Here is a 19978-nt window from a genome sequence, read left to right as displayed (position 1 = left end):
GCCCAACGCACTCGGTTTACAGCTCTGCCTGTTTGCGGCTAAATTATCACCGTTCAGCCCAAAAACTAAAGAAAAGGAAATCACTCATGAGTTTAAATAACGTCCCGGCGGGCAAATCACTGCCTGATGATCTGTATGTGGTTATTGAGATCCCAGCCAACGCGGATCCGATCAAATACGAAGTGGACAAAGAGTCTGGCGCGGTGTTCGTTGATCGCTTTATGTCGGCGCCGATGTTCTATCCATGCAACTATGGCTACGTTAATCACACGCTTTCATTGGATGGCGACCCTGTCGATGTGTTGGTCCCAACCCCTTACCCTTTGATGCCTGGTTCAGTGATCCGTTGTCGCCCGGTGGGCGTGCTTAAAATGACCGATGAATCCGGCGAAGATGCCAAAGTCGTGGCAGTACCACACTCCAAACTGTCCAAAGAGTACGATCATATCCAAGACGTCAACGATCTACCTGAGTTGCTCAAAGCGCAAATCACCCATTTCTTTGAGCGCTACAAAGAGCTTGAATCAGGTAAGTGGGTCAAAGTAGATGGTTGGGAAGACGTGGAAGCCGCGCGCAAAGAGATCCTAGATTCTTATCAGCGTGCACAGAGCAAATAATCCTTGTTCATTGAAAGGCAAAAGAGCTGTGTGAACACAGCTCTTTTTGATCCTGACAAGCACTTCGGTTCTTACCGCCTCTTTCATCTTTACAAACCACCAGCCGTCGACATTTTTCCGGATAGGTAGTCTTGCTTGAAGAAGGGAGCAACATCATCGCAAATGCCATAGTAAGGCTTGCCAATCACCCCCAACATATAGGCATTTTGCTGACAGTATTGCTGCTTACCTTCTTGGTAGCCCGCTTGGTATGAGGCCACCAAATCGGCCGAGAGGTCTCGCGGTTCCGCCAATTCGAATAAACGTGCTTCGCTTAAAGCCATCTTACCTTCTAACGCGCTTTCAACACCAAAGGTGTGCCAATCTAAAGCGTGATCCGATTGCGGTAACGGAGTCTGTACGCAGCCAGTCAGCAACAACAACGGGATCGTCAATACCAATGCTTTCATGCTCGCTCTCCTTTATTGAGATGGGCTCTCAAGGCTCTGTCGTTTCTTCATCCACAACGACCCAACCAACCTATCACAGTATACGGCCTTCGAGACTCAATCGCTCAAACGCGTTGGCACCAATCTCCTGAGGCAATTTCCTCCACCAACTTACTGCTGTCTTGATAGAGATAAATCCACGCTTGGCCAAATGGGGTCGAGATGGTTTCGCGGCGGTATTCCACTGGCACATCTTCCAACTTATCCAGCGTTTGTAACGTCTCATCATCAATCAAATAGACTTCGCCATTGATAGCACGATTGCCTTCACCCAGCGCAGGATAATCTCCGAGATCATAAAGGCGATAATCTTGAGCACTTTGACAACCACCTAAAAACTCGCTTTTCTCGAGATAGTGATGGTTAGATTCCCCTTTGCGCAAGGTGCCATAGACAAAAACCAAATGCTGCATAACGCCTCCGTGTTATCTGCATGATGTGCGATGTTTGACCAAGTTAAGGTTTGATAGCACGTGGCGAGATTTTAATCAAACTCAAACTGATAAAGCAGATCAACGGCACTTTCAACCCCAGAAACCCCTTCTAGATAAAGATCTTTCATCAGGCGATAGCGCACGGTGAACTCACCAAGCGGTTTGAAAATACCCACCCCATACTTCACTTGCAACCCTGGCATGATGTAGCCACTGACCGTGACTTGTGAGTCTTCCCCGGAACCTGCGGTATCCAACTGAAGATCTTGCACGCCAAACGCCTGACCAATTTCACCAACGACTTTGCCACTTTTGGCCAGACTCAACCCAATTAAGGCCGTGGTCATTGCGCTGCCACCGCCAGATTCGCCATCGATATTCTGCCCCCTGAGTAGATAAGAGAGCGCATTCGCTTGCGGCATGGCAGGCTCCGAGAAGATGGTGATTTCAGGCTCTGTCGCAGGGCCAGTGACCTTAACCCCTGCAATGACATCATCTTGGGTATTTTCTGGATTGCGAATTGCTTTGATCGCCACATAAGGCTGATCGGCAGGCCCGTTCATCAACACTTTGCCTTCTTTGATCAAGAGGTCTTGACCAAAAGAACGATAGGTCCCGTCAACAATGTTCACTTCGCCAAGAATAAACGGCCCTTTGTCTTTCTGTGTGACATTCAACTGGCCTTTTAAGCCCCCCTCAAGGCCAAATGCCGCCAGTTTGAAGTCGTCACCAATCGAAATGTTAATGTCGGTTTGAACGTTAAATGGCATCGAAGAAGACTTATCGATAGGCTCAAGTTGGTCGTTGAGCAGCACCTGATCTTTCGACACACTCACCGCGCTTGGTGGCAGTTCTTCAACAACAATACGCCCCCAAGGCAGAGCCAAACTGCCCGTCACTTTGGCCAGCGTCGGATTAACTTCAATCGTCATATCCGGTACCAACTTAATTTTCACCATCGGCGGCATGTCGACTTTGAGGGAATCGGCAAAAACTCGCACCTTACTGTGCCAGTTATCCAATTGCTGCCAATTCGCCTCACCACTGACGTTGAGCTCTCCGTCAGGGGTCACAATGTTGGCTGCCAAATCAGCGTCATAACCGCGAAAATCAATCGCCAGTTTGCCCTGTTTCACGTCGATTGGGCTGATATCGCCGTTCACTTGGATATCGTCCACTAGGAACTGACCCTTCACTTGAGGGTGATAAGCCGAACCCGACACCGACAGATCGGTTGAAATCAGCGCTTTCAGCACGCTGTATTCCCCAACCAGAGGTGCCAAGAAATCCAAATTGAACTGGCTAAGAGCCAACTTAGCCTTCAGTTGTGGATCGCTGGCTTGCACATCGGCCACTTGCAGTTGCCCCGTCAAATCGCCGTTCTCACTCACATTGATCTGCCAATCCGCGTTCAATTGATCTTGATGCAGCTGTGCATTGAGGTTGATGTCGTCCCAACCGAGCGTCACGACTTGTTCAACTTTCTGTTGAACCTGACCTGTGGGTAAATGCAGTGACACTTTGGCTTGCGGCGAACTCTCTGGTGCCCATTTGGCCCACACTGTTGCGTCAACGCTGCCATCGAGCTTTGTTTCAGGCGGTAAAAACATCGCAATCTGAGCGAAATCAAACTGATTTAATGCCAGCTCGGCTTCGCCCTTTTCACCGACGCGAATGTCTTTCGTTAGGCAAAGCGTTGAGCCTTGTTGCTGCCAGCAATGTGCGGCGACATCCACCTGTTGCTGATCAATATTGGCTTTAATTGCCGTCGCTTGTTGTAAGGTCCACGTCCCTTGCTGAGTGGTGGCAAACATGCGCTCCAACTCCCCAGACCAAACCATCTGTGGTTTTTGCTGTAAGCCACCATGGATAGCCAAACTGGTGGACACCAAATTAGAAGAGACGTCCAAACTCAGTTGATGCTGTTTTTCACCGCCACTGACCGAGAGCAAAATTGAGTCAATCAACTGCTCTTGATAACGCAGCGCCGCCACCTTCAATGTGACATCCGCTTGCGGTTCTGGCAAAGGCGTGACTCTGCCTGTGAGCGACAACTGTTCGATGCTCGCTTGCTTCTGCCATTGGATGCTCTGTGCTTGCAGTGCCAGTTGAATGTCCGGCTCTTTCAACGCACCACGCAAGTCCACTTCACCAGCCACCGAACCAGATAGATCCGGTACGCTCTTCGCCAAATCGGTGAAATGGATATCGACATCCATCTGCCACTCTTTTTTTAGCTGACCTTTGGCGGTTAAGCCATTCGGACCGTGAGACAAGGTTAAGCGCTCAGTATCGAGGTAGACTTCTCCGTTGCCCTGTTCATCGGAAGCGTGTAGCGAACCTTCAATATTGAGTGGATAGCCACGCAGCAAACCATCAATATCCAGTTCTGGCAGCGCCACTTTCCAACCGCCTTTCTCAGTCAATGAGCCAGTGGTTGCAAGTTTGCCACTGATGTTGCCTTCCGCCTCTGGCCATTGCAGACCAGGCTGAATATTTTGCAGTTGTAAACTCGCCCGCCAATTGACCAACGATTGCCAGTTGGCCATCACTTGGCCTTTGAGCTCTCCCCCCAGCGTCTCGACATTGAGCTTATCGAGATTAATGTGTTGCAGATCACCGCCGCCATGCACATCAAGCGTGATCGCTGGGATCTCTTTACCATCCAGTTGAGATTGCAGCGCCAACTGATAGCCCTCAAGAGAACCTTGGGCCATCAGGTTGGTTGCCTTGATCTGATAATCACTCTCGCCACTCAACGGCCATTGGGTCTGAAGATCTGAGAGTTTGACATCAAAAGGCAAGCTCACTAAGAGTGGCTCAAGCGTGGCAGATAGCTGTGCGGAAACGGGCCCAGACAAGGTGCTCTGCAACTGCAAATGAGCCACGCTTTGCGACGCATTCAGTACAATGCTCTGTCCTTTCAGGTCGGTTTCTTTCAGCTTTGCCTTAAGATCCAATGAAAGTGGGTACTCACCTTTCAATTCAACCTGCGCGTTCGCTTGGGCCGACACTTGCGGCATGTCGAGCTCCAACGTCGCCACGTCAACACGGTTTTTCCCCGCCTTCGCTTCCAACGCTAAATGATTGACTATCAATGGCGTTTCTTGATGCAAGGTAAAACGGTTGACATCAAAACGCTGCAACACCATTTGCAGCGGGATCCATACTTCTGGCAGTTCAATATCTTGTCGTGGCGCGTCATTTTGCGCCACCGATTGAGCTTGCGGCTCGCTGGGAGCCAGCGTGACATCAATATCGCTAAAGCGAGTTGGCGCGATGACCAGACGATCCCCTTTCATGGAGAGGGCGCTACTCAATTCTCCCCAAGAGATTTGGTTGCCCAGCACATCCAGCTGGATGTTAGTCAATGCCAATCGATGCAAAAAGACGGGCACGGGCGTGCTGATACTTTTCAGCGGTTTACTGGGTTCTTCAACGCTCTCTGAACTGGGAGGTAACTGTGGCAGTGAGAGCGCCAAGCCATCAATACTGATATCATTGATGCAAACTTTGGGCTCCAACAAACACTGAAAATTCATCGCTAAAGTCAGTTCATCTACAGACGAAGCGATGTTGAGATCGGCATCATTAAAGGTGACTTTTCTCAGCGTAAACTTGGGAAACAGCGCACCTTGTACTTGGCCAACTTGTAACTGCGGCACCACTTTTTCCGCTACCCAAATGGCCGAAGTTAGGCCGGGATGCGTAAAGAGCAGCAGAGCAATCAAGGCCAGCAGCAAAATCAGCAGCGCCATGACGCCCGCAGAAATCCATTTGCTCCATTTAAACACCACTTTGATCATAATTCAGGCCCCAAAGTGAAGTGCAAACGGAACTCATCTCCCGGCTCGGCATCCAGCCCCCAAGCGAAGTCGATGCGAATTGGACCAATTGGCGAAGCCCAGCGAATGCCAAGCCCCGTCCCCGTTTTCCAATCTGGCGTGTCATTAAAGGCATCACCATAATCAACAAAGGCCGCCGCCCACCAGTTGCCATATAAGCGATACTGGTACTCTAGCGTACTGGTGGCAATGTACTGTGCCCCGGTTAAGGCACCACTACTGTCTTTGGGTGAAATGGACTCGTAACCATAACCACGTAGGTTATTGTCACCACCAGCGAAGAAACGCAGCGAGGGCGAGAGCTTTTCAAATTCCTCGGTGATGTTGGCACCCGCTTCAAGCCGTGCAAGACCACGGTGATTCTCACCTAGGCTGCGAATCCATGTCGTTCGGCCTTGCACGCGCAGCACTCGCGTTTCCGATAACAAATTGTCATCACCATACTCAAAGGTAATACTCTGTTTGTCGCCCCAGCTTGGCATGCTGCCGCCACGCACGCGACTGCGAGAAAAAGAGACACCGGGTAAAACAAACTGCGCCACGTCGTCTTGCAAGCCTTGCTCATAGTTTTCAATCAAATAACGGACAAACACCGTTCTGTGCCAACGGTTGTCTAGCAACCAATGACGCTCAACGGCTAAGTTTGATTCCAAGCTTTTGGTGTCTCGGCTGTCGACGTGTTTCATCGCGTATTGAATGCGGTAGTAATCGTGCAATACATCTTCAAGCGGGATCTGATAACCCGCGGTCACGGTTTGTTCTGGTTTCGAAATCGACAAACTGCTGTCAAAACTGTGGCCAAGTTCATTCACCCACGGTTTTTTCCATTTCAACGTACCGCGAAATTCAACGTCGGTGGCGTAACCAATACCCGTTTCAATCTGGTTTTTTGCTTGCGGAGCCAAGCTGACTTTCATTGGCAACTCACGGCTATCATCCAGGGATGACAAATCAGGTTCCACGAATACCGATGAGAACCAATCGGTGTTAGAGAGGTTTTGATTGTACTCCCCCACTTTGGCGACTAAATAGGGGTCACCGGCTTTAAACGGTTGCAAGGAGCGCACTCGGTTTTCTTCAATTTGACTACCAGTAATGGCCGTTTGACCAAAGTGGTAACGCATCCCACTGGCGTAATGAAGGCGCACAAACGCTTGATTGAGATCGGCTGCGACCTCTAAACGCGTTTCGATAAAATCGCCTTTAAAATAGCCTTTTTGCAACGCGAGGTTACGAATTGAGGATTTGAGCGCCTCGTAGTCGCCATGATTTAAAATCGCCCCCTGTTTAAGCGGCGATTTTTCTAACAGTTGCAGGAAATCTTTGTCATTCGAGGCTTCCCCCTCAATGCGCACATCAAAGGTCTCAACTCTCACCGGTTCGCCCAAGGTGATATGGGCCGTCAGTTCTTCCTGATCGTCGCTGATTTGATAGTCAATCTGAGCATGATAGTAACCCAATGCGTTCAACGCGCCATTAATGATGCCATCAAGACGAGATTGAAAACGCAAAGAGGTGGAGTAATCCTTTTCATCAATCGAGGTAAGGTGCGCCTCGATATTTTCCTCCACAGCACCGCTCACCCCTTCCAAAGAGAGAGAAACTTGAGGCGCCGCAACAAGATTGCTGGCAAAAAGCGAGCTGACTAATAGTGGTAATACTTTTTTTATCATGCTTTAGTACGTACAAAACAACGTCGGCTGACATCGAGGCTTTGCGGATATGAATGTGGTGTAGAATCGACACAACTCATAAGCAGACAAGTTGCGTTAAGCTGACGGTCTAAACTATCCTGCATCACCAGCGGAGACTGAGCTTGCAAGATAGCACCCGCCCTACAAAGGGACAACCAGATTCCGTTTTTTGTTCGGAGTCATATCACAGATGAATATAAGGGAAGAGAGATGCTCAACAAACAAATCATGGTCGATGCCGATAACGCGCTCGCGGGCCGCCAAGAAGCAATGGCAGTAGAGCCAGTTCATTTTGTCAACGGCAGTGATATCACCGCCCCCGCCACTCAAGGACAACAAGAAATACTGCTCGGCATGGGCTGTTTTTGGGGCGCGGAACGCTTGTTCTGGCAACTCGATGGGGTGGTTTCGACGTCGGTCGGATACAGTGGTGGCTTTACGCTCAATCCCACCTACCAAGAAGTGTGCAGTGGTCAAACGGGCCATACGGAGGTGGTGCGCGTGATCTTTGACCCACAAGTATTACCGCTTGAGCAACTGCTGGAAAAATTTTGGGAGCGTCACGATCCCACTCAAGGCATGCGTCAAGGCAACGATCTTGGCACTCAATACCGTTCTGCCATTTACACTTTCAGTGATCAACAGCTCGATATCGCCCTTGCTTCACAGCAAGCCTATCAAGCGGCATTGGCAAATCAACAACACAACACCATCACCACCGAGATCCGCCCTGCAGGGCCTTACTTCTACGCGGAAACTTACCACCAGCAATATTTGGCCAAAAATCCAGAAGGCTATTGTGGTCTAGGCGGTACCGGTGTGTGCTTTCCGCCAGCCTAATGTCAGCATCAAAGCGATCACCTCAGCGTGATCGCTTGCTCTCCATGCCGAAGCGTGATTGATCGCCACGGCGCCAAGCAAGACGACGAGCCAAAAGTGAACTAAGCGGCAGCCAAAGACAGAGCGTTGATCTCTGCGTTGACTTCACGATAGACAGACAATTTTTGTGTATTGTGAGTATCCGGCAACAGCACTTTGCCGTTGTCGAACTCAAACTCCCCAATGCCATTGATGGAAAAAGAACCTTTGAAAAGGGTTTTAACAAATCGAGCCACTTGACGTGGACGATAGACAGCAAATTCGCGCAACATAAGCAAACCTCAACTTCCGTATCAGTTAATGTGACGGGCAAAGAGCACGTCACCCATGCCTTTTGGCATTCCTTGTTTGGCTCACTCGAAGGCGAGTTCCTCTCACCTCAGCTGGCCATTTTATTTGTCGTTGACTCATTAGCGTTCACTAATAAATGAAAAAAGCATACCTCAGAGTGATGGAGAGTTAAACTCATTAAAGCCATTTTTGTTAAAAAAATGTTATTTGTAGCCAGATATTTTTGCCAACAGCGTATTATACTCAGCCAGCACAAGATAAAATGCACTCCGCTCTTAATGAACGGAGTTTAAGAAACATAAGGATAAATCGATGAAACGAAAGACTCTCCTCACACTGGCACTGCTTAGTGCTTCTTTTGGCGCAGCAGCACACAACCTCTCTCTAGGCAACCCAGTCCCTAGCGTTAGTGTGGCTTCGTATGGCGAAATTGTGCTGCAAGGAAAAGGCACCGCATTTCAACCTTGGGCTTCTTCACAAATGCTCGGTAAAGTTCGCGTGATTCAAGCTATTGCGGGTCGCAGCAGTTCAAAAGAGATGAATGCGCCTCTGATGCAAGCCATTACTGCCGCACAGTTTTCAGCGGATCATTACCAAACCACCACCATCATCAATCAAGATGACGCGATTTGGGGTACAGGATCGTTTGTCAAATCTTCGGCGCAAGACAGCAAGAAAGAGTTCCCTTGGTCATCAATGGTGTTAGACGAAAATGGCGTGGTGGCCAGCAGTTGGCAACTGGATAAAGAGAGCTCTGCGATCATCGTACAAGACAAGCAAGGCAAAGTGCTGTTTGTCAAAGAAGGGACACTTTCAAGCGATGACATCACTCAAGTCCTTGAGTTAATCAAAGCTAACATTTAATTGCTTTTCTTCATCAATAAAACCCATACACTCCATCGGTATGGGTTTTATTTTTTGTACGCTTTTTGACAAAAAGAGTGAACTTTGCGGCTGAATAACTGTTATATTGTAACACTTTCAAATATCTCAATCGGTTTATGCAACACAATCTTAGCCTCCCTTTCATGACTTTGCGCCACACTGCGATCTTTGCGGTGGTACTCAGCGTGTTTTTGAGCTTTGCCAGCATTGCCCATGACTTTGATTTTAATGCCGAGCACCACAACAGCCATCACTGCCAACTGTTTGCCAATGCCCATCATGGTGTTAACCAAGCAGCGATTAGCGTCCCCGTTTTGGTGCCCAAATACGCACAACCGCAATCCGTCACAGCGATTGCCCCTTATCAACCAACCAGTGCCTATTTGGCGCGTTCTCCTCCCTTCAACTAAATATGTCTATAAGTATTTCAATTTAGTTTATTAAGGATTAGAACCATGCTACGCAAAACTTCTCTCGCCATTTTGGTTGGGCTTTCTTTTTCCGCTCTCGCGTCTGCGCAAGAGGGCTTTCGTCAACACGATGCTCACGTACACGGTCAGGTCGAATTTAATATCGCCCAAGACGGCCATGATCTTCTGCTCGAAATCACCGCTCCGGGGGCCGATGTCGTCGGTTTTGAACACGCTCCAGAAAATACAGAACAAGAAAATCAACTTAAGGCCGCAGTAGAAAAACTCTCTCAAGCCGACTTGATGGTTCAAATCAATGAAGCCGCCAAATGCACGATTGAGAATGTATCGGTGACACACACCTTAGGTGGTGAAGAGCACGATGGCCATGAGCATCATGATGACCACGAACATCATGACGACCACAAACACCATGACGACCACGAACATCATGATGACCACGGACATGAGCACGATGGTCATGGTGCTTTTACCGTCGAGTACCAATATCACTGCGACAATGTGGCTGCATTGAATAAACTTGAAACCGATTGGTTTAAGCAATTCCCTGCGACTCAAGCGATTCAGGCCAATGTTCTAACGGACAAAGTACAAAGTGCCCTTGCCTTGTCGCCAGCACACAGCACCGTCTCATTGAAATAACGGCTAAGCTCAGCAGGTAAGTGGTTACTTACCTGCTATTCTTCTCCACTCAATAGGGTAAATGTTATGGTGAACACTTCGCCTGCGGTCATTGAACTACAGCAAGTCTCTTTTACGTGGAAAGAGGCTACCCAGCCTATCCTGCAGATACCGCATTTTTCCGTTGCTCGCGGTGAGCATGTTTTTATTAAGGGCCCTAGTGGTTGTGGCAAGTCCACACTGCTGAGTCTATTAACCGGCATCAACCAAGTACAATCTGGTCAACTCACGATTCTCGGTACAGAACTGGCTGCACTGTCTCCCAGTCAACGAGATAAGTTTCGCGCTGACAATATCGGTTATATCTTCCAGCAATTTAATCTGTTGCCATACCTCAATGTCTTAGAGAACGTTTTGCTGCCTTGCCTGTTCTCTCGTACACGCGCAACCCATGTGGAAGGTGATGCCCGAGCGAAAGCGGCGCAGTTGCTTACTCGCCTCCATTTACCGCAATCGCTGCATCTCAAATCGGTCAGTGAACTGAGTATCGGGCAACAACAACGCGTTGCGGCGGCACGCGCCTTAATCGGTGCGCCTGCTCTAGTGATTGCTGACGAACCAACGTCAGCACTGGATTTCGACAATCGCAGCGCCTTTATCGAACTGCTGATGGAACAAGCCAACGCTGCCAATGCCACCTTGGTGTTTGTCAGTCACGATCCCACCTTGGAACGTCTTTTTGACCGTACAGTGGATCTACGTCAACTCAACCAAGCAGGAGAAGCCTCATGAGCGCAACGGTGACCTTAGCTTGGAAAAGCTTACGGAATCGCAAAGCCACCGCCTTTTTGACCGTGCTAACGGTGGCGATCTCGGTCATTCTGCTGTTAGGGGTCGAGAAAATTCGCACGCAAGCCAAAGAGAGTTTTGCCAATACCATTTCTGGTACCGATCTCATCGTCGGCGGGCGTTCTGGCCAAGTAAACCTCTTACTGTATTCGGTATTTCGCATCGGCAATGCCACCAACAATATTGACTGGAAGAGCTATCAAGATTTTGCCAACCATCGCGCTGTAGCATGGGCGATCCCGATCTCATTGGGGGATTCTCATAAAGGCTTTCGCGTGATGGGGACAAACCACAGCTACTTTGAACATTTCAAATATGGCAGTAAGCAACCACTCACGTTTTCTCAGGGAAAACCGTTCAATGGCTTGTTTGAGACGGTACTCGGTGCCGATGTGGCGAAACAACTGGGTTATCAGATCGGCAGTGAAATCATCATTGCTCACGGCATCAGTGACGTCGGTTTTAGCCGCCATGACAATTTGCCGTTTAAAGTGGTCGGTATCCTAGCGCCAACAGGCACCCCCGTCGACAAGACGGTACACGTTTCACTTGAAGCCATTGAAGCGATCCATGTTGGTTGGGAATCCGGCGCTCGACTCGGCCCCTCCCCCGATGCCACTCAATTGGAACAAAAACAATTTCAGCCCAAACAAATCACCGCGATGATGCTCGGGTTGAAATCGCGCATCCAAACCTTCGCACTGCAACGTGAAATCAACACCTACAATCAAGAGCCACTCAGCGCCATCATGCCTGGCGTGGCGCTGCATGAACTATGGGGCATGATGTCTGTCGCCGAACAAGCCTTAATGGCCGTCTCGGTATTCGTTGTCATTGCCGGGTTGCTTGGCATGCTCAGCAGCTTGCTCACCAGCTTACAAGAGCGTCGCCGCGAGATGGCCATCCTACGTGCCATGGGAGCAAGGCCTCGTCATGTCTTCACGTTATTGATAAGCGAAGCCAGCTTACTGACACTGGCAGGTATCGTCACTGGGGTGGCGGGGGTGTACGGATTACTTTCGATTGCGCAGCCAATCATTCAACAACAATACGGCATTAACATCACTATGACGGCGATTTCTCCTCATGAATGGATGTTACTCGCCTTTGTTCAAACTGCAGGCATCCTCATCGGTTTTATCCCTGCAATCAGAGCTTATAAACAATCACTCAGTGATGGAATGACCATAAGGATTTAACGTCATGAAACGTAGACTCACTCTGTTTTTAACGCTGATTTTTGCCGCTTGGCTGCCCGTGCAAGCCATCGCACAGCAAGTCACCACTTTGGATTGGATCGATTTGGTCCCCGAGCAAGAACGTAAAATGTTCGACAGTGTTGGTATGCCCGCCGCCGATCACTCCGGTACGGCCGCCGCCCAATCCAAAGTTGGCGGCGTTCGCCCTGAACTCAATAACAAAAAAGTTAAGATCCCAGGCTTTGTGATTCCGCTTGAAGGGGATGCCAACAAAGTGACAGAGTTTCTGTTGGTGCCATACTTCGGTGCGTGTATTCACGTACCACCACCACCACCGAACCAAATTATTTATGTGAAGTTTCCAAAAGGCGCTCCCGTTCAGGAGCTGTGGGATGTGATTTATCTGGTGGGTACCTTAAAAACCGAAACCGTCAGCCATGAATTGGCAGAAACGGCTTATGTGATCGAAGGTGATGCCATTGAACCTTATGACGACATGTAATCACGATTAACATTTACACAACCTGTCAATCGTTCTCTCTCAAGCAATGAATTTAGATAAATAAATTAACGTTGCTAGGTAAGCCACCAAGAGTAGCGCGATTGATAGGTGCTTTTTCAGCTTATTCTCTCCGAAGTACTTCATAGTTCCCTCACAAAACAACGCAACAATTTTAACAACTTATTATCATTTGGCATAGCCTATTACACGGTTAATTTGCGATTTTCTCCGCGAACAGGGCAATATCTCGCCATGAACCAGCAGAGTGTGAGGCGTGAATCTTGCAGTCTGCTTCTGATTGCAGGTACATTGAGAGCTTAGCCAGCGAAAAGATGAAAGGAAAAACCCATGGCGGATAGCAGACCTCCCGTCGTCATTGACGTGGAACCCGAAACCAAAAGCGGCGGTTATCAGGAGAAAAAGTCCAGCTATATCAAAGACAGCGCGAGTCGAATCCAAACCATAGCGCAAACCTATGGCCTCGATGCACTGTTGCAAAAAGATCCGCCAGCCAAAAATGCCCTAGAGCGGGCCATGTTTCGTGAAGAGCAACGCAAAGAACAGCGACAAAAAAACCTAGAGCAGATCCTCAAGCTGGCGCATGTATCATGCAAAGATGAAACGGCTGGTGAGCCAGATCAAGATTGGCTCTACCGCTTCTTCGACATGGCGCAAGAGATCCACAACAGTGCCATGCAAAAACTGTGGGCACAGGTACTTAAACGCGAAGTGACCAATCCAGGTTCAACGTCGATGAAAGCGCTGAAAGTGCTACAAGACATGACGCCAAAGGAAGCGCACACACTGCAACGCGCCGCCTCGCTTGCCTGCAGCTTTGGTGGTGACGCCAGCCGTAAATTACTCATTGGCTTTCGTGCACAAGGCGGACTGTTCAGCTTTGGGAAGCGGGACACCACCAGCAACATTAATATTGGCAGCTTCCAACTTCCCTTTTCCAGTCTACTGGTTTTGATTGAATTAGGGCTGCTGCACGGTACTGAGCTTGAGTCGGGTGAAATTGAACAGCAAACACCGCTCATGCTCACTTATCAAGGCAAAAATTTGCAGTTGAATGCCACATCTAAAGGCGTGCGTTTGCTTTATTACCGTTTTACTCCAACAGGGAATGAGTTGTGTAAGTTGCTTGGCAACAAACCGAATAACTCGTATTACGATCAATTGGTTGCGCTACTCAATCAAAAATTTACCGTACAAACTGACGCGCAAAGTAGCATCCATCACACCGTGTAAAATCGACGCGAAAATTGCCAGCACGGTAATAACGTCAAGCGATCCACATAAAATGAATCACAATAAAAAAGTGAGTCTCGCGCTGCGACACTCACTTCTTGTCATACAAAAAAATTCAGATAAGAGTACTAACGTGGGGAAATCACACCACGCAGCGTCAGTTGCTCCACCAGTAAATCCACCAGCGCTTCAATGCCTTTTTCTCCTGCAGGCAGGTCAATCTCTGGATTGAGCGGTACCTCATATTCAGAGTCGATTCCCGTGAAGTTGGCAATTTCGCCTGCGCGTGCTTTTTTATACAAACCTTTGGGATCGCGTTGTTCGCACACTTCTAATGACGTATTGACGAAGACTTCAATAAACTCCCCTTCCGGCAATAAATCACGCACCAACTGACGCTCAGCACGGTGAGGAGAAATAAATGCCGTCAACACGATCAATCCTGCATCGGCCATCAACTTAGCTAACTCACCGATACGGCGAATGTTTTCACGACGATCTTGCGTCGAAAAACCAAGATCACTGCACAAACCGTGGCGTACGTTGTCTCCATCCAATAAATAAGTATGGAAACCTTGCTCAGCAAGCCTATTTTCCAGCGCACCAGCCACTGTCGATTTGCCCGCACCAGACAACCCTGTAAACCAAAGCACGGCTGGCTTTTGCTGTTTTAAATCTGCGCGCTGCGTTTTAGTCACAGCATGTTGATGCCAAACGACATTTTCATCTTTTTGCGCGATAACGCTGCTCATAGAAAATCCTTTTTAAAACGGGAAGAAAATCGGAATCAAAGTCAACACGAGCACCGAATACACCAAAGAGATCGGCACACCAATTTTCAAATAATCCAACAAACGATAATTCCCCACGCTGTACACCAGCAAGTTGGTTTGATACCCGTAGGGTGAAATAAAACTGGCACTGGCACCAAACAACACCGCCATGATAAACGGCATCGGATCAACGCCATAACCCAGCGCCATGCTATAGCCCAGCGGAAAGGCAAGAGCCGCAGCGGCATTGTTGGTCACCAGTTCCGTGAGGATCAAAGTGACAAAGTAGGTGGCCACCAAAGCACCAAACACACCCCAGCCATTGAAGGCTTCAATGAACATACCGCCCATACGCTCTGAAAAACCAGAGCTGATCATCAACTGCGCAATCGACAGCGCCGAGCCAACAATCACCACAATATCAATCGGAAAACGTCGTCTTAGCTCATTGAGTTGCACAATACCAAAAACCACCAGAGCCAGGAGATACAGTGCCAAGCCTTTAATGATGGGCACTAACCCCGTCAGTGCCGCAGCAATCACCGCCATAAAGCCGAGCAACACCAACGTTGATTTGTGGCTGTCCAAACGGGCGCTGGAATCCAAATCGTTCATCAGCACAAACTCTTTACGATGTGCCTGCCGCTCCGCTTCAAATCGCTTACCCGGCACTACCACTAAGGTATCGCCAGCCGCTAGGGTAATATTGCCTAAGCCCCCTTCGAGACGTTCATGGCCACGACGAATTGCCACCACCACCGCATCAAACCGGTCACGAAAACGGCTCGATTTGAGGGTTTTGTTGCAGAAAGTTGCTGAGGAACTAACCACCACTTCAACAAAGTTCTGCCCATTCAGATGCTGCTGGCCAAACAAGGTTAAACCGGGAATCTCTTGCAACGTCGAGACGCTATCAACCTCACCACAAAACAACAAACGATCTTTGGCTTGCAGAACAAAATCAGGCCCAACGGAAGGCACCGTTTGCCCATCACGGATCACCTCTGCTAAAAACAGCTTACGCAAAGCACGTAGATTGTTCTCGGTGATGCTACGCCCCACCAGCGGTGAACCGGGTTCAACCGCGGCTTCTAGGAAATACGGTAACTCATCTTGACCTTGGTCATCGTAATCGGGTAGCAAATAACTGAGAGGGATCAGCACCAATACCCCGCCAATCACGATCGCCAAACCAATCAACGTTGGGGTAAAGAAACTGAGACTGGGTAGTCCTGCATCTTCGACGAAACTGTTGATGATCAAATTGGTAGACGTGCCAATTAATGTCAGTGTGCCACCAAAAATCGCTGCATAAGAAAGCGGAATCAACAGCTTAGAAGGCGCATGTTGACGATTGCGTTTGATAGCTCCAATCAACGACACTACCACCGCGGTATTATTGGTAAACGAAGAGAGGAAGGCCGTGGAAAAACCCAGTTTTGCCACCACCGTCAACAATCTGCCTTCCGAAATACTGCGACTGACCCAACTGATCAAACGTGTCTTTTCCAGCGCAGTCGAAGCGAGAATCAGCAGCACTAAGGTCAATAAGGATGAGTTGGTGAAGTTCGCCGCAATCGCAGTGAGATCACTCATTCCAGCCATAAATGCCGCAAACGCCGCACCAGCAAAAATATAGCTTGGTTTGATTTTCGTGACGAGCAAACAGGTGATGATGCCCAGCAACAACGCCAATACAAATCCTTGCTCCCACATACGACATCCCCATAAAGGGAGAGAGGTTCTCTCCCATGACTACAAATGATTTCTGATTATTTAACTGACTTGTGCGCAGAGCTTACTTCAGCAACTGGCTCAAATCCTTCGCATCCCAATGAGGGAAGTGTTTACGAATCAGAGCATTGAGTTCAATTTCAAATGCCGAGTAATCGCCAACGGCTTTCTGCACTTCCACCAAGCTCTCACTCACCATGCCCGCGCCTACCGTCACATTGGTAAGGCGGTCGATAATGATGAAACCACCCGTGTCGGCACAATCTTGATAGTTATCGAGAGCAATCGACTCGTTCAACGTCCATTCACACAAACCAATACCGTTGAGCGGAAGCTCTGCCGCACTGTGCGTTGAAAGATTGTTGATGTCATATTGATGATGAATGTGCTCAACACGGCCGATGGTTTTCTTACCAGCGATCTTGATATCGTAATCACGACCGGGCTGAAGTGGCTGCTCAGTCATCCACACCACATCGGCGGCGAAGTGGTTAGTCAGCTCAACGTCCGCTCCTTGATGAACAATCAAATCACCACGGCTGATGTCGATTTCATCGGCTAACGTGAGCGTCACGGCCAAACCCGCTTGTGCTTGTTCAAGGTCACCATCAAAAGTAACGATGCGCGCAACGGTTGAGCTTTTACCCGATGGCAGCGCCGTAATGCGATCGCCCACGTTCACCACACCAGACGAAATGGTGCCAGCGAAACCACGAAAATCGAGGTTTGGACGATTAACGTATTGCACTGGGAAACGGAATTCACCCGCTTCTTTCTCTTTCTCAACGTCAACCGCTTCCAAAATTTCGAGTAGTGTCGGGCCTTGGTACCAAGCCATTTGTTGGCTCAGCTCAACCACGTTGTCGCCTTCCAGAGCAGAGATTGGGATAATTTGAATATCCGTTTCGCCGCGCAGGTTTTTCGAAAACTCTAGGTACTCCGCTTTGATTTCTTCAAAGCGTTGCTGAGAAAATTCCACTAAGTCCATTTTGTTCACGGCAACCACAAAGTGTTTCAGGCCGAGCAAATTGGAGATAAACGAGTGACGACGCGTTTGATCCAACACACCTTTACGCGCGTCGATCAGAATCACCGCTAGGTCACACGTTGAAGCGCCTGTTGCCATGTTGCGCGTGTACTGCTCATGCCCCGGAGTATCGGCGATAATGAATTTACGCTTCTGGGTTGAGAAGTAACGGTAAGCCACATCGATGGTGATGCCTTGCTCACGCTCCGCTTGTAGACCATCCACTAGCAACGCTAAGTCTGGACGACTGCCCGTGGTACCAACGCGCTGACTGTCTGAATGCACTGCCGCAAGTTGATCTTCATAAATCTGTTTTGAGTCGTGTAGCAAACGACCAATCAGGGTACTTTTACCATCGTCTACCGAGCCACATGTCAGGAATCTAAGTAGCGATTTGTGTTGGTGTTGATTTAGGTAACCTTCAATACCTAACTCAGCGAGCTGAGCTTGAACTGCACTATTCATTTTCTTTCCTTAGATCCTTAGAAGTAACCCTGACGTTTTTTCAGTTCCATCGACCCCGATTGATCGTGGTCGATGGCTCGTCCTTGACGCTCACTGGAAGTCGCCACCAGCATCTCTTCAATAATGCCTGTCAACGTATTCGCCTCTGATTCGATCGCGCCCGTTAATGGGTAACAACCGAGGGTACGGAAGCGCACGCTTTTCTCTTCGATCACTTCACCTTCTTTCAGCTTCATACGATCATCGTCCACCATGATCAGCATGCCATCACGCTCTACCACCGGGCGTTTAGCGGCCAGATACAGCGGAACAATCTCGATGTTCTCTAGGTAGATGTATTGCCAAATATCCAACTCTGTCCAGTTCGACAAAGGAAACACACGAATGCTTTCGCCTTTGTTTACTTGGCCGTTATAGGTTTTCCACAGCTCTGGACGCTGATTTTTTGGATCCCAAGTGTGGTTTTTGTCACGGAATGAGTAGACACGCTCTTTCGCTCGCGATTTTTCTTCATCACGACGCGCACCACCAAAGGCAGCATCAAAACCATACTTATTTAATGCTTGTTTAAGGCCTTGCGTTTTCATGATGTCAGTATGTTTCGATGAGCCGTGGGTAAATGGGCTACATCCCATAGCGAGACCTTCAGGGTTCTTATGTACCAACAATTCAAAGCCGTACTTCTCTGCCGTACGATCACGAAATTCGATCATTTCGCGGAATTTCCAATCCGTATCTACATGCAGTAGTGGGAAAGGAATCTTCCCTGGATAGAAGGCTTTGCGTGCTAAATGCAGCATGACCGAAGAGTCTTTGCCGATTGAGTACATCATTACTGGATTGTCGAACTCAGCAGCCACTTCACGAATAATGTGAATGCTTTCTGCTTCCAGCTGCTTCAAGTGAGTCAGGCGTTGTTGATCCATAGTTATTTCCTTTTTAAACCTTTTGGCTTATACGTATCCCTAAATCTTTGGTAACGATTATATTGAGTTGGCAATAGCACTATTGTTGATTCGAGTACCAGATAAGAACCAATCTAATTTCTGAGACAACTGCACCACTTCACCGATCACAATCAGTGCTGGGGCCTCTGCTTTCTTAGCTAAATCAGCCAGTTCCGATAATTGACCTTTAAAAACTTTCTGTGACAACTGAGTTCCGCGTTCGATAATCGCAATCGGTGTTTGTGCTCTGCGACCGTGTTTAATCAATTGCTCTTGAATGTAATTCGACTTCATCAACCCCATATAAATCACCAGTGTTTGCTGCCCCCTTGCCAGAGTCGACCAATCCAATTGGTCACTTTCTGCTTTGAGATGCCCTGTAATAAACATTGCGGATTGTGCGTAATCACGATGGGTAAGCGGTATGCCCGCATACGCAGTGGCGCCCGCTGCGGCTGTAATACCTGGGACCACTTGAAAGGTAATGCCAGCATCGACTAACACTTCTAGTTCTTCGCCGCCACGGCCAAAAACAAACGGATCGCCACCTTTGATGCGCACGACTTTGTAACCTTGCTTAGCAAAGTCCACGAGGAGTTGGTTGGTTTTCTCTTGAGGTACGCTGTGGTGACCCGCTCGCTTACCCACACACACTAAAATGGCGTCATTTGCTACCAGAGCCATGATCTCATCAGAGACGAGGTAGTCGTACAGCACGACTTCGGCTTGCTGTAGGTAGTTGAGCGCTTTGAGCGTCAGTAGCTCCGGATCACCCGGGCCCGCACCGACTAAAGCCACTTCACCATGCTTGAGCTGGCTGTGACCATAACGGCCAGCCTTGGGATTGCTTGCCACCACGCTAGGGCGCTTAAAAGGGAAAACCGTTGCTGTGTCCTTGTCTGCCATGCTCATCTTTCCATCGAACTATTGATAAGCGCATTATGGCGAGCTCTTCATATTACCTGAAATTCTAAAATTTCATTTTTTATTCAAAAAACTGCTAAGGAAATACAATCTCGTTACTCTCAGCGCTGAAATAACCCGCA

At 48.7% G+C, this 19978-nt stretch carries 19 protein-coding genes; 9 read left to right on the top strand and 10 right to left on the bottom strand.

The window, feature by feature from the left end; all coding sequences use genetic code 11:
• Positions 1-86: 86 nt before the first annotated feature.
• Positions 87-617 carry an inorganic diphosphatase gene (gene ppa / locus CIK04_RS04885; RefSeq protein WP_017420342.1) on the top strand — a complete coding sequence of 177 codons (531 nt, stop codon included), beginning with the start codon at positions 87-89 and terminating at the stop codon, positions 615-617.
• Between the two features lie 89 nt (positions 618-706).
• Here the strand turns inward: ppa and CIK04_RS04880 are convergent, their stop codons facing one another.
• The 4 genes from CIK04_RS04880 to CIK04_RS04865 all read right to left on the bottom strand — a co-directional run bounded on the left by CIK04_RS04880 (position 707) and on the right by CIK04_RS04865 (position 7057).
• The gene (locus CIK04_RS04880) at positions 707-1066 is read right to left on the bottom strand and encodes a DUF2799 domain-containing protein (RefSeq protein WP_097353282.1); all 360 of its coding nucleotides are present in this window, start codon (positions 1064-1066) and stop codon (positions 707-709) included.
• 104 nt (positions 1067-1170) lie between these two features.
• Positions 1171-1518: a gamma-glutamylcyclotransferase gene (locus CIK04_RS04875; RefSeq protein ID WP_097353281.1), complete on the bottom strand. Its 348-nt coding sequence runs from the start codon at positions 1516-1518 to the stop codon at positions 1171-1173.
• Between the two features lie 71 nt (positions 1519-1589).
• Positions 1590-5345 carry a translocation/assembly module TamB domain-containing protein gene (locus tag CIK04_RS04870; protein ID WP_097353280.1) on the bottom strand — a complete coding sequence of 1252 codons (3756 nt, stop codon included), beginning with the start codon at positions 5343-5345 and terminating at the stop codon, positions 1590-1592.
• Complete coding sequence (locus tag CIK04_RS04865) at positions 5342-7057, bottom strand: autotransporter assembly complex family protein (RefSeq protein WP_039449594.1); 1716 nt, start codon at positions 7055-7057, stop codon at positions 5342-5344. The genes CIK04_RS04870 and CIK04_RS04865 overlap by 4 nt, the downstream gene beginning before the upstream one ends.
• 231 nt (positions 7058-7288) lie before the next feature.
• Here CIK04_RS04865 and msrA point away from each other — a divergent pair, with 231 nt between their 5' ends.
• The gene (msrA, locus tag CIK04_RS04860) at positions 7289-7918 is read left to right on the top strand and encodes a peptide-methionine (S)-S-oxide reductase MsrA (protein ID WP_017420337.1); all 630 of its coding nucleotides are present in this window, start codon (positions 7289-7291) and stop codon (positions 7916-7918) included.
• A 101-nt stretch (positions 7919-8019) separates the two neighbouring features.
• Here msrA and CIK04_RS04855 read toward each other — a convergent pair whose 3' ends face one another.
• Positions 8020-8229 (bottom strand): DUF1107 domain-containing protein, encoded by a 210-nt coding sequence (locus CIK04_RS04855; RefSeq protein WP_011078790.1) that lies wholly within the window; start codon positions 8227-8229, stop codon positions 8020-8022.
• Between the two features lie 331 nt (positions 8230-8560).
• On the opposite strand from CIK04_RS04855, the gene CIK04_RS04850 reads away from it, so the two are divergent.
• The 7 genes from CIK04_RS04850 to CIK04_RS04820 all read left to right on the top strand — a co-directional run bounded on the left by CIK04_RS04850 (position 8561) and on the right by CIK04_RS04820 (position 13986).
• Positions 8561-9112 (top strand): YtfJ family protein, encoded by a 552-nt coding sequence (locus CIK04_RS04850; RefSeq protein ID WP_039561081.1) that lies wholly within the window; start codon positions 8561-8563, stop codon positions 9110-9112.
• Between the two features lie 137 nt (positions 9113-9249).
• Positions 9250-9543 carry a DUF2607 family protein gene (locus CIK04_RS04845; RefSeq protein WP_052152943.1) on the top strand — a complete coding sequence of 98 codons (294 nt, stop codon included), beginning with the start codon at positions 9250-9252 and terminating at the stop codon, positions 9541-9543.
• A 45-nt stretch (positions 9544-9588) separates the two neighbouring features.
• A complete protein-coding gene (locus tag CIK04_RS04840) occupies positions 9589-10206 on the top strand; it encodes a DUF2796 domain-containing protein (protein WP_072600282.1) in 618 nt (205 codons plus the stop codon).
• Between the two features lie 66 nt (positions 10207-10272).
• A complete protein-coding gene (locus CIK04_RS04835; RefSeq protein ID WP_097353279.1) occupies positions 10273-10977 on the top strand; it encodes an ABC transporter ATP-binding protein in 705 nt (234 codons plus the stop codon).
• The gene (locus CIK04_RS04830) at positions 10974-12233 is read left to right on the top strand and encodes an ABC transporter permease (protein ID WP_038940566.1); all 1260 of its coding nucleotides are present in this window, start codon (positions 10974-10976) and stop codon (positions 12231-12233) included. Before CIK04_RS04835 ends, CIK04_RS04830 begins: the two co-directional genes overlap by 4 nt.
• Before the next feature lie 4 nt (positions 12234-12237).
• Positions 12238-12735: a DUF3299 domain-containing protein gene (locus CIK04_RS04825; protein WP_011078796.1), complete on the top strand. Its 498-nt coding sequence runs from the start codon at positions 12238-12240 to the stop codon at positions 12733-12735.
• Positions 12736-13083: 348 nt separating this feature from the next.
• Positions 13084-13986, top strand: a complete 903-nt coding sequence (locus CIK04_RS04820; protein WP_017420329.1) for a TIGR03899 family protein — start codon at positions 13084-13086, stop codon at positions 13984-13986.
• A 128-nt stretch (positions 13987-14114) separates the two neighbouring features.
• Here CIK04_RS04820 and cysC read toward each other — a convergent pair whose 3' ends face one another.
• The 5 genes from cysC to cobA all read right to left on the bottom strand — a co-directional run bounded on the left by cysC (position 14115) and on the right by cobA (position 19844).
• On the bottom strand, positions 14115-14738 hold the full coding sequence (gene cysC / locus CIK04_RS04815; protein ID WP_011078798.1) for an adenylyl-sulfate kinase: 624 nt from the start codon (positions 14736-14738) through the stop codon (positions 14115-14117).
• A gap of 12 nt (positions 14739-14750) precedes the next feature.
• Positions 14751-16475 (bottom strand): SLC13 family permease, encoded by a 1725-nt coding sequence (locus CIK04_RS04810; RefSeq protein WP_017420327.1) that lies wholly within the window; start codon positions 16473-16475, stop codon positions 14751-14753.
• Between the two features lie 82 nt (positions 16476-16557).
• Entirely contained in the window at positions 16558-17985 is a 1428-nt protein-coding gene (cysN, locus tag CIK04_RS04805) for a sulfate adenylyltransferase subunit CysN (protein ID WP_097353278.1), read from the bottom strand.
• Positions 17986-18002: 17 nt separating this feature from the next.
• Positions 18003-18911 carry a sulfate adenylyltransferase subunit CysD gene (gene cysD / locus CIK04_RS04800; protein ID WP_011078801.1) on the bottom strand — a complete coding sequence of 303 codons (909 nt, stop codon included), beginning with the start codon at positions 18909-18911 and terminating at the stop codon, positions 18003-18005.
• Between the two features lie 57 nt (positions 18912-18968).
• Entirely contained in the window at positions 18969-19844 is an 876-nt protein-coding gene (cobA, locus tag CIK04_RS04795) for a uroporphyrinogen-III C-methyltransferase (RefSeq protein WP_097353277.1), read from the bottom strand.
• Between the last annotated feature and the right edge of the window lie 134 nt (positions 19845-19978).

The organism is Vibrio sp. 03_296 (assembly GCF_002265885.1).
This window is presented reverse-complemented; position numbering and strand designations above follow the sequence as displayed.